The organism is Allobosea sp. (assembly GCF_017308015.1).
Classification (GTDB): domain Bacteria; phylum Pseudomonadota; class Alphaproteobacteria; order Rhizobiales; family Beijerinckiaceae; genus Allobosea.
The window spans coordinates 58,362-68,598 of the sequence record NZ_JAFKFW010000029.1 but is presented as its reverse complement, the minus strand read 5'-3'; the positions used below and the strand labels follow the sequence as shown (position 1 = coordinate 68,598).

Here is a 10,237-nt window from a genome sequence, read left to right as displayed (position 1 = left end):
TCGCCGAGACGATGCCGAGCTCGGTGATCGTCGGCTCGCGGCCGATCAGATGCAGGAAGCGCTGGTACTCGTCCGGCTTCAGGCCGTGCTCGGCGACGAGCTGCGGGGTGATCTTGATGTCGTTCGGAATCACGGGCTCAGGGTTCCTGACGGTCCGGCGAAGGGGTTTGGCAGCGGCATAGCCTGCCTCGGCCCGCGAGACAACATTCCCTGACGCAGGCGGCGCTTTCAGCCCTGGATGGCCACCAACGCGCCTCTGAGCGGCGCCGGGATCGGTACCGGCGTCCGGCTCGCGCGCTCGACATAGACATGGGTGAAGCGCCCCTGCGCCGCCGCCTGCTCTCCACCCTGCCGGAAGATGCCGATCCGATAGGTCACCGAGCTGTTGCCGAGCCGCTCGACCGCGATCCCGACTTCGACCGTCTCGGGAAAAGCGACGCTCTCGAAATAGGTGCAGCCGGTCTCGACAACGAGCCCGACGATCTCGCTGCCGGCGAGATCAAGGAAGCCGTTCTCGATCAGCCAGGCATTCACCGCCGTGTCGAACCAGCCGTAATAGACGACGTTGTTGACGTGGCCGTAGGCGTCGTTGTCGTGCCAGCGCGTCGGAATGGCACGAAAGACGCGGAAATCGGCGCGGGTCAGGCGCGATTGGCGCGCGCTCACCCCTCGCCCCCCGGTTTCTCGCCTGCCTTGATCTCCGGCACGCCGAGCGCGTCGGCCAGCCGTACCTTGGCGGAGCCGGGTTTAAGCGGCTTCTGCTGGCTCTCATGCGGCGCCCAACCGGAAACCCAGACGAACTCGAAGGTCGCAGGCAGGCGCCCGTCCGGATCGGCGAAGCGTTCGGCGTAGAGCGCGGCGGCGCGCAGCAGGGTCTCCCGCCTGAGCGGCGTCTTGCGCCGCGCGACGAGCGCATTGGCCCAGCCCATCGCGCGCAGATCGCGGAACAACCCGAAGGCGTCGCGATAGCGCACCGTCACGATCTCGCTGTCGATGACCGGCAGCGCGAAGCCGGCGCGCTGCAGCAGGCTGCCGAGATCGCGCAGATCGGCGAAAGGCGCGACGCGCGGACTGACCCCGCCCGTCGTCTCGCTCTCGGCTTCCAGCAGAGCCTGCCTGAGTTCCTGCAAGGTCCGCCCGCCGAGCAGGCAGCCCATGAACAGGCCATCGGGCCTGAGCGCCCGCTTGATCTGGATGAGCGCGCCCGGCAGGTCGTTCACCCCGTGCAGCGCCAGCAGCGAGACCGCGAGATCGAGCGAACCGGCTGCGAAAGGCAGGCTTTCGAGATCACCGACGAAACCGGCCGGCTTTCCTTCGGCCTCCGCCATCCGCAGAAGCCGCCCGGCCCGGCCCGCGAGGATGGGCGCGACGACCGGTAGCGCCGTCCCGAGATCCGCCGCGACTGCGAATTCCCGCAGCACCGCCCCGAGCCGATCCTTGAGATCACCAGCCGCGCGCTGCAGCAGGAAATCCGGATAATCACCGGCGAGCGCGCGCCTCAGCCGCGAACGGCCGAGCGCGCGATCGAAGACGAGACCCTGATCACTCAACTTTGCACCGTCGGCAAGACACACGCCCCCACCCTTGAAAGCGCCCTTCCTAGTCGGATTGGCGTCTCAGGACGAGGACTGAGTTGAACGGTCCCTGCACGGCTCAGCGGTCGAGCAGCTTCTCGATTTCCGCGCGCAGTTGCGGGCCGAGATCGCTGCGGTCGAGCGCGTAGGCGACATTCGCCGCGAGAAAGCCGATCTTCGAGCCGGCATCGTAGATCTCGCCGTCGAAGCGCACCGCGAAGAACGGCTCCTGATGCGACAGCGCGATCATCGAATCGGTGAGCTGGATCTCGCCGCCGGCGCCCTTTTCCTGATTGGCGAGCAGGTTGAAGATCGTCGGCTGCAGGATGTAGCGGCCGGAGATGTGCAGGTTCGACGGGGCCGTGCCCTTCGGGGGCTTCTCGACCATGCCGGTGATCTTCGAGACCTTCGCCTTGGCATCCTCGACGCCGACGATGCCGTATTGATGGGTCTGATCGTCCGGCACGGGCGCGACGGCGATATGGTTGCCGCCATGCCTGTCATAGGCCTCGATCATCTCGGCGAGACAGCCCTTGCCCTGGCTGTAATGCAGCATGTCCGGCAGCAGCAGCGCGAAGGGCTCGTCACCGACGATCTCGCGCGCGCACCAGACGGCATGGCCGAGGCCGAGAGGAGCCTGCTGGCGGGTGAAGCTCGTCGCCCCCGCGGCCGGCAGGTCATGCTTCAGCGCCTCCAGCTCCTTCACCTTGTTGCGCTTGGCAAGCGTGTCGTCGAGCTCGTAGGCCATGTCGAAATGGTCCTCGATCACCGCCTTGTTGCGGCCGGTGACGAAGATGAAATGCTCGATGCCGGCGGCGCGCGCCTCGTCCACGACATGCTGCACGACCGGACGGTCGACGATGGTGAGCATCTCCTTCGGCACCGCTTTCGTCGCGGGCAGGAAGCGGGTGCCGAGACCGGCAACAGGAAGAACGGCCTTGCGGATGCGTTTCGTCATGAAAAATCCATTGGGCGCAGCAGCCTTGCCGAAGCCAGGCGATGATGGGAGCGGCCGTACAACTGTCACGGTTGCCGGCCATCAGGCGATATTAGCCGACAGGCCTTGAGAAGCCGTCAACGGTTTTCGATTAAGTCGGGTTCCTGACGAAGATGAGGCGAGAGAGACGATGGCGGTATTGGTTTCCGGCGGCGCCGGCTACATCGGCAGCCACATGGTCCTTGAATTGCTGGATCGCGGTGAGAAGGTCGTCGTGCTTGACGATCTCTCGACCGGGTTCTGGTGGGCGGTGCCGCCCGAGGCGATCTTCGTCCAGGGCGATATCGGCAACCAGGAACTGGTCGAAGGCCTGATCGGCGAATATGACATCACGGAGATCGCGCATTTCGCCGCCAGGATCGTGGTTCCGGAATCGGTCGCCGATCCGCTGGGCTATTATTTCAACAATACCGTGAAGACCCGCGCTCTGATCGAGAGCGCCGCACGCAAGGGCGTGAAGCACGTCATCTTCTCCTCTACCGCAGCCGTCTACGGCGAGCCACCGGTCTCGCCGGTGCCGGAGGAGATCGCGCTCAACCCGATCAACCCCTATGGCCGCTCCAAGCTGATGAGCGAGTGGATGCTGCAGGATGCGTCGAAGGCGCATGGCTTCACCTACATCGCCCTGCGCTATTTCAACGTATCCGGCGCCGACCCGAAGGGACGCTCGGGCCAGTCCTCGCCGAATGCCACCCATCTGATCAAGGTCGCGAGCCAGGCGGCGCTCGGCCAGCGCGACGGGCTCACCGTCTTCGGTACCGATTATGCGACCCCGGACGGCACCTGCGTGCGCGACTATATCCACGTCACCGACCTCGCCCGCGCGCATCTCGCCGCGCTCGACCATCTGCGGGGCGGCGGCACGAGTCTGACGCTGAACTGCGGCTATGGCCGCGGCTATTCGGTGAAGGAGGTCGTCGAGGTCGTGAAGAAGGTCTCGGGAGTCGATTTTCCGGTGACGCTGGCGGACCGCCGGGCGGGCGACCCCGCCTCCCTGATCGCCCGCGCCGACCGCATCCGCGCCGAGCTCGGCTGGCGGCCCCAGCATGACGATCTCGAAGAGATCGTCGGCCAGGCCCTCGCCTGGGAAGAGAAGCTCAGGTCGAAGAACGCCACGGCCTGAGAAAACAACTCCCGAGCTCTCATCCGGAGGAACCATCCCCACGGGAATGGCGTCTCGAAGGATGCTCAAGGCGGCTCGGGAGATAACTGGAACATCCTTCGAGACGCCGCGTACGCGGCTCCTCGGGATGAAGGCTGCAGATTGCGAGCAGCCGCAGCCGCCTCTAGGACGCCGCCTCCTCCTCCGCCGGCTCGCGCACCTCGAGAACCGTCAGGCGCTTCACGTCGCCCGAGCGCGTTGTCCAGTCGATCGAGCGCTCGGCCGCCATGCCGATCAACGCGACACCGATCGGCGTCATCACCGAGATGCGGTTTTTCTCGATGTCGGCATCCTGCGGCCAGACCAGGGTGATGATGGCCTCCCGCTTCGTGGTCTCGTCGCGGTAGACGATCCGGCTGCCGATGCGGGCGTGATCATGCGAAACCCGGCCCTCCGGCAGGATGCGGGCACGGTCGAGCTCGTGGGTCAGCTCGGCGGCGAGCTCGGGCATGGTATGGGCCGCGCCCGCCGCGATGCGGCTCAGCATGGCATGGTCCGCAGCCGTGACGGTGATGGCGGGACGCTTCGTGGACATCGTGACAGATCTTTCATCGAAAAGGCGAGCGCCCGCCGGCAGACGGAAATCGCACGGCATCAGAAAGGTCGAACTCGCAGGGAAAAGCAGCAGGGAAGGCGCACCCCGAACCGGAGGCGCCAAGCGCGACAGGCCCGGGGCTATAAGCCCGCGATGAGGTTGCCCGAGCGGTGCAGACCGCGGCGGAAATGGGACGCGCTATTCATAGCCCCAAAATCAGACAATCCCCGATGCTTGTCAAATCACGAATGCCGCAGCGATCGCGATGTGCATTAACCCTTGGTTAATCTTGTTCGGGCGCTGTGAAGATGTTTCCATCCAGCCTTCGCGGGAGTGTCCATGCGCCTGTCCGTCATCGCAGCCTCGGCCTTGATCAGCCTGGCACCGGCGCTGGCCCAGACCACCGGCTCGATCAACGTCTCCGGTGCCCATGCCCGCAATGCGCAGGCGAGCCCGGCGAGCGCCTCCTTCGACATCTTCGTGCAGCGGCTCTGGCCGCTGGCGCAGGCGCGCGGAATCTCGCGTGCGACCTTCGATCTCGCCTTTCGCGGCGTGACGCCGGATTCCTCCATCGTCGCGCTCACCAGGAAACAGGCGGAGTTCAGCGCCCCCATCTGGAGCTATCTCGAGAACGCCGTCGGCGGCGCCCGCATCCAGCGCGGACGCGAAGCCGCGGCCGCGAATGCGAGCGTCCTCGCTCAGGTCGAGGCGCGCTACGGCGTGCCCAAGGAGATCGTCCTCGGCGTCTGGGGCATGGAAACCAACTACGGCTCGTTCAAGGGCGGCAAGGACGTCATCCGTTCGCTCGCAACGCTCGCCTCGATCCGCTACCGCGGCGATTTCTTCCGCGACGAATTGCTGACCGCACTGGAACTGATCGAGAAGGGCCATGTCGAACGCGGCGAGCTGAAAGGCTCCTGGGCCGGCGCCATGGGCCACACCCAGTTCATGCCGTCGAGCTACATGAAATACGCGGTCGACTGGACCGGCGACGGCCATGCCGACATCTGGACCTCGTCGAGCGACGCCATCGCCTCCACCGCCAACTACCTCAAGGGCTATGGCTGGGTGCCGGGCCTGCCCTGGGGCATGGAGGTGACGCTCCCACAGGGCTTCGACCACCGGCTCGACAAGGCGAGCTTCGCCAGTTTCGCCTCGGCCGGTGTTCGCCGCGCCGATGGCGGCCGCCTGCCCTCCTCCGGCGAAGGCCGCCTGTTCTACCCGGCCGGCCATACCGGCCCGGTGATGCTGCTCACCGCCAATTTCGACGTCATCAAGAAATACAACTCGTCCGACGCCTATGCGATGGCCGTCGGCCATCTCGGCGACCGCATCGCCGGACGCCCCGCCATCCAGGCGAGCTGGCCGATCAAGGCGCCGCGGCTCGACATGGCCGCGACCCGCGACCTCCAGCACCGCCTGAAGGCGCTCGGCCTCTACAATCACGATGCCGATGGCCGCATCGGCACCGGAACGCGCGAGGCGGTCCGGCGCTACCAGATCAGCGCCGGCGAGATCGCCGACGGTTATCCGACCCCGGCCCTGCTGTCGAAGCTGCGCGGCAAGCGCTGACTCACAGCCGCTCCCGGCCTATAGTGGCGAGCGAAGGGGAACCTCCGGATCGGTCGATGCGCCTGCGTTCGCTTGCCATGGTTCTGGGTGCCGCCTGCCTGCTCCTCCTGACGGGCGGGCCGGTTTCCCTCGCCCAGCAGCAGCCGCAGCAGCGCAGCCTGTTCCAGATGTTCTGGCAATTGCCGGCGCAGCCGCGGACCGCGCCGCAGCAGCGCCAGCGTGTCGCGCCTGTGGTCCGCCGCCGCGATGCGCCGGTCGTCGTCCGCGACGATCCCGTCATCCCCAAGGTCGACGTCGCCCACCATATCCTGGTCATGGGGGACTCGCTCGCGAACCTCCTCGCAAACGGACTGGACGATGCCCTCAACACCCGTCCCGATGTCGAGGTGATCCACAAGGCCAAGCCCGATTCCGGACTGGTGCGCAGCGATTTCTACGACTGGCCGAAAGCCGCTTCCGAGCTTCTCGCCAGCGACCAGAAGATCAGCATCGGGGTGATCCTGCTCGGCCTCAACGACCGCCAGCCGCTCCGCGAGGGCGAGACCGTCCACGAGCCCCTGAGCCCGCGCTGGCTCGAACTCTACCGCGACCGGATCGACGCCATAGCCAATGCCTTTGCCGGCAAGCGCGTGCCGCTGATCTGGGTTGGCGCGCCGCCCATGCAGAACGGCCGGCTCTCGGCCGATCTCGTCACCTTCAACGATCTCTATCGCCAGCGCGTCGAGAAGGCGGGCGGGCAATATGTCGATCTGTGGGGCGGCTTCGTCGATGCAGAGAACCGCTACGCCGCGACCGGCCCGGACGTCTCCGGCCAGCCGGTGCGTTTGCGCCTCGGTGACGGCATCCACTTTACGGCGGCCGGGGCCCGCAAGGCCGCCCATTTCGTCGACCTCGTCATCCGCCGCATGATCGAGGCGGCTCCGCAGAGCAGCGTCATCGCCCTGCCCGTCTCGCCCGAGACCGGCGCACCGAGCGCCCTTGAGCTTCAGCCCGGTGGCGTCGAGCGCCTGATCGACCAGATGGTTGCGGGCGTGCCGACCATCGGCCTCCCCGCTGCCTTGCAGGCCCGCCCGCTCGCCGGCCCGATCCAGCCCCTCACCGGACAGGCCGCGCTCTCCGAGCAGCCGCTGCTCGCCTCGATCGCCGAGGCGCGGGGCCGCGGCGATGCTGCCCTCCAGCTCGAACGCGTCTTCGGCCAGGGCATCGCGCCGGACCCGCTTCCAGGCCGGCTCGACGATTACCGCTGGCCGCGCTGATCATCCCGCCATCAGCCGATCGAAAACCGGACCGGGATCGTCGACCTCGACCAGTTTCTTGCCGGTGATGACCCAGATCCGCGTCGCCACCGCCCGCACGAAGGCGCGGTCATGGCTGACCAGTTCACCCTCCAGCATGTCCTGCCCCTCGATATCGAGATGGTTGGTGGGCTCGTCCAGCAGGTAGAAATTCGGCTCGGCCAGGCGCAGCAGCAGCATCGCGAGCCGGGCGCGCTGTCCGCCTGAAAGGCGGGCCGTCGGCGCGGTCTGCGCCTCGCTTGCGATCCCCGCTCCGGCCAGCACGGTGCGCGCCGTCTGGTCGCCGAGATCGCTCGAGCGCTTCACCGCGTCCCAGGGCGTGCGCCAGGCGTCGAGCTGCGAGAGGCCCTGGTCGGAGTAGCCGACCGTGAGGGTCGCGGCACCGCGGATATCCGGGTCAGCGCCGTCCAGCGCAGCCCGCAATCGCGTGACGAAGCGCGTCTTGCCGCTGCCATTGGCGCCGAGCAGCGCGATCCGGTCGCCCTTCTCGATCCAGAGCGGCCCGGTCCGGAACAGCTGGCGCCCGTCCGGCGTCGCGACCGACGTTTCCTTGATCGAGACCAGTGCCTTGGCATGAGTGCCGCTGCTGGCGAGCCGGATCGTGCCGGCCGAGTGCTCCTTGTGCCCGGGCTTGGCCTGCTCCTCCAGCCTGTCGGCACGCTCGGACAATTGCTTGGTCTTGACCACCAGCAGATCCGAGCCGGAATTGATGCCGATATTCTTGAGCTTGGCAGCCTGCTGGCGGAGCGCCTTGACCTTGCGCATCTCGTTCTCGAACTGCCGGCTCCGCGCCGCGTCGCGCTCTTCCAGAGCCTGCAAGGCGCGCGAATAGGGCAAGGCGAAATCGGCGCTCTCTGCCGGACGCAGGAACAGGGTGCGCGTGCTGACATCGTCGAGGAAGGCGCGGTCATGGCTCGCCGCGACCACGGCGCAGTCGCGCGGCAGGTTGGCGAGGAAGCGTTCCAGGAGGCCGATCCGTTCGAGATCGAGATGGTTCGTGGGCTCGTCCAGCAAGAGCAGGTCGGGCTCGATCACCGCCGCGCGCGCCAGCAGCAGCGTGCGCTGCCAGCCACCGGAGAGGCTGTCGACAGCACGATTGCGCAGGCTCTCCTCGATCATGAGATCGTCAAGCAGCACGTCGACACGCCAGCTCTCAGTCTCGGCCGCCTCGGCATCGAGCGCATCCAGCACGGCATCATAGAGGCTCATCGGCAGCAGGCGCGCGGGCGGATCCTGCGGCGCGAAAGCGGTGACGAGGCCGCGTGATCGGGTGAGCGTGCCACCACTCGCCTCCTCTGTACCGGCCAGGATGCGCAGGAGCGAGGACTTGCCGCGCCCGTTGGCTGCGACGAGGCCGAGGCGATCGCCCTTGGCGATGGCGAGGTCGAGGCCGGCGAAGAGAGGCGCGCTGCGAGCGAGCGACAGGTCTTTCAGGGTGATCAGGGACATCGGAATCTCATGAGATCAGGCATGCGCGCCGGAGCGCGCCAGATAAGGCTGACGATGAGACGACGATGCGTTCCCGGTCAGCCCCGCGATGTGAAGCGCGGGGCGCAGACAGGTCCGCGGGTGCGGCAATGGAAGCGGCGGCGCGGTGCCTGCTTCCCCTTCTGGTTCGATTCCATGGCGGCGATCATAGCGAGGGCGGTGGGGTTGAACAGCCCCCGCAGCTCACACCGGCAGGATCGTCGCGCCCATCAATTCCTTGTCGATGGCATGGGCCGCCTGACGGCCCTCGCGGATCGCCCAGACCACCAGCGACTGGCCGCGGCGCATGTCGCCGGCGACGAAGACCTTGCCGACGCTGGTCTTGTAGTCGCGATCATTGGCGATAACGTTGGCGCGCTTGTCCACGGTCGCGCCCGACTGCGCGATCATGCCCTCGATCACCGAGCCGGCGAAGCCGATGGCGAGGAAGCAGAGATCGGCCTGGAGCACGAACTCGGTGCCGGGGATGGGCTTGCGCTTCTCGTCGACGCGGGCGCACTTCACGCCGGTCAGCCGGCCGTTGCGGCCTTCGAGCCCGAGCGTCGCCGCCTGGAACTCGCGCTCGGCGCCCTCGGCCTGCGAGGACGAGGTGCGGAACTTCGTCGGCCAGTACGGCCAGACGGTGAGCTTGTCCTCCAGCTCCGGCGCCATCGGCCGGATGTCGAGCTGCGTCACCGAGAGCGCGCCCTGCCGGAAGGCCGTGCCGACGCAGTCCGACGCCGTATCGCCGCCGCCGACCACGACGACATGCTTGCCAGCCGCGCTGATCGGTTCGAGGCCCGAAACATCCTCGCCGCCGACGCGCTTGTTCTGCTGGGTGAGGTACGGCATCGCGTAATGGACGCCGGCGAGATTGGTGTCGGGCAGGCCGGGATCGCGCGGCGCTTCCGCCCCGCCGGTCATCAGCACGGCGTCATGCTCGGCCATCAGCGTGGCGAAGGGCAGGTTCACGCCGATATTGGCGTTGTAGTGGAAGGTCACGCCTTCCGCCTCCATCTGCTTCACCCGGCGGTCGATATGCTTCTTCTCCATCTTGAAGTCGGGGATGCCATAGCGCAGCAGGCCGCCGGCCTTGGCCTCGCGCTCATAGACATGAACATCGTGCCCGACGCGGGCGAGCTGCTGCGCCGCAGCCATGCCGGCGGGGCCGGAGCCGACGATGGCGATGCGCTTGCCGGTGCGCTTGGCCGGGATTTCCGGCGCGATCCAGCCCTCTTCCCAGCCCTTGTCGGCAATCGCCTGCTCGATCGTCTTGATCGTCACCGGCATGTTCTCGAGGTTGAGCGTGCAGGCTTCCTCGCAAGGCGCCGGGCAGATGCGACCGGTGAATTCCGGGAAATTGTTGGTGGAATGGAGGTTGCGCAGCGCATCCTCCCAGCCGCCGGAATAGACCAGCTCGTTCCAGTCCGGGATCTGGTTATGGACCGGGCAGCCGGTCGGCCCATGGCAGAACGGGATGCCGCAGTCCATGCAGCGCGCCGCCTGCTTCTTGATGTCGCGCTCCTCAAGCGGAAGCGTGAACTCGCGGAAATGCCGGATGCGGTCGCCGGCGAGCTGATACTTCTGCTCCTGCCGGTCGAATTCGAGAAAGCCCGTGACCTTGCCCATGCCGTT

9 protein-coding genes are annotated in these 10,237 nt (G+C 67.1%); 3 read left to right on the top strand and 6 right to left on the bottom strand.

Features of this window, described 5'->3' with window-relative positions; translation table 11 throughout:
* Positions 1-228: 228 nt before the first annotated feature.
* The 3 genes from J0I42_RS20560 to galU form a co-directional block, all read right to left on the bottom strand.
* Positions 229-666 carry an acyl-CoA thioesterase gene (locus J0I42_RS20560; protein WP_291657570.1) on the bottom strand — a complete coding sequence of 146 codons (438 nt, stop codon included), beginning with the start codon at positions 664-666 and terminating at the stop codon, positions 229-231.
* Entirely contained in the window at positions 663-1,550 is an 888-nt protein-coding gene (locus tag J0I42_RS20555) for a methyltransferase domain-containing protein (RefSeq protein ID WP_291657569.1), read from the bottom strand. The genes J0I42_RS20560 and J0I42_RS20555 overlap by 4 nt, the downstream gene beginning before the upstream one ends.
* Before the next feature lie 103 nt (positions 1,551-1,653).
* The gene (gene galU, locus J0I42_RS20550; RefSeq protein WP_291657568.1) at positions 1,654-2,532 is read right to left on the bottom strand and encodes a UTP--glucose-1-phosphate uridylyltransferase GalU; all 879 of its coding nucleotides are present in this window, start codon (positions 2,530-2,532) and stop codon (positions 1,654-1,656) included.
* Between the two features lie 169 nt (positions 2,533-2,701).
* On the opposite strand from galU, the gene galE reads away from it, so the two are divergent.
* A complete protein-coding gene (gene galE / locus J0I42_RS20545) occupies positions 2,702-3,694 on the top strand; it encodes a UDP-glucose 4-epimerase GalE (protein WP_291657567.1) in 993 nt (330 codons plus the stop codon).
* 163 nt (positions 3,695-3,857) lie between these two features.
* Here galE and rnk read toward each other — a convergent pair whose 3' ends face one another.
* A complete protein-coding gene (gene rnk, locus J0I42_RS20540) occupies positions 3,858-4,268 on the bottom strand; it encodes a nucleoside diphosphate kinase regulator (protein ID WP_291657566.1) in 411 nt (136 codons plus the stop codon).
* Positions 4,269-4,607: 339 nt separating this feature from the next.
* Between rnk and J0I42_RS20535 the strand changes: the two genes are divergently transcribed.
* Together J0I42_RS20535 and J0I42_RS20530 are read left to right on the top strand one after the other, a co-directional pair.
* Positions 4,608-5,840 (top strand): lytic murein transglycosylase, encoded by a 1,233-nt coding sequence (locus J0I42_RS20535; protein WP_291657565.1) that lies wholly within the window; start codon positions 4,608-4,610, stop codon positions 5,838-5,840.
* Between the two features lie 56 nt (positions 5,841-5,896).
* Entirely contained in the window at positions 5,897-7,096 is a 1,200-nt protein-coding gene (locus tag J0I42_RS20530) for an SGNH/GDSL hydrolase family protein (RefSeq protein WP_291657563.1), read from the top strand.
* Here J0I42_RS20530 and J0I42_RS20525 read toward each other — a convergent pair whose 3' ends face one another.
* Both J0I42_RS20525 and J0I42_RS20520 read right to left on the bottom strand, forming a co-directional pair.
* A complete protein-coding gene (locus J0I42_RS20525) occupies positions 7,097-8,584 on the bottom strand; it encodes an ABC-F family ATP-binding cassette domain-containing protein (protein ID WP_291657561.1) in 1,488 nt (495 codons plus the stop codon).
* A 222-nt stretch (positions 8,585-8,806) separates the two neighbouring features.
* The gene (locus J0I42_RS20520) at positions 8,807-10,231 is read right to left on the bottom strand and encodes a glutamate synthase subunit beta (protein ID WP_291657559.1); all 1,425 of its coding nucleotides are present in this window, start codon (positions 10,229-10,231) and stop codon (positions 8,807-8,809) included.
* Positions 10,232-10,237 lie beyond the last annotated feature (6 nt).

Bases quoted from the DNA above. Each gene is read 5' to 3' on its own strand.
- J0I42_RS20530 (WP_291657563.1), top strand. From the start codon at position 5,897: ATGCGCCTGCGTTCGCTTGCCATGGTTCTGGGTGCCGCCTGCCTGCTC.
- galE (WP_291657567.1), top strand. From the start codon at position 2,702: ATGGCGGTATTGGTTTCCGGCGGCGCCGGCTACATCGGCAGCCACATG.
- J0I42_RS20535 (WP_291657565.1), top strand. From the start codon at position 4,608: ATGCGCCTGTCCGTCATCGCAGCCTCGGCCTTGATCAGCCTGGCACCG.
- J0I42_RS20520 (WP_291657559.1), bottom strand. From the start codon at position 10,231: ATGGGCAAGGTCACGGGCTTTCTCGAATTCGACCGGCAGGAGCAGAAG.
- galU (WP_291657568.1), bottom strand. From the start codon at position 2,532: ATGACGAAACGCATCCGCAAGGCCGTTCTTCCTGTTGCCGGTCTCGGC.
- rnk (WP_291657566.1), bottom strand. From the start codon at position 4,268: ATGTCCACGAAGCGTCCCGCCATCACCGTCACGGCTGCGGACCATGCC.
- J0I42_RS20525 (WP_291657561.1), bottom strand. From the start codon at position 8,584: ATGTCCCTGATCACCCTGAAAGACCTGTCGCTCGCTCGCAGCGCGCCT.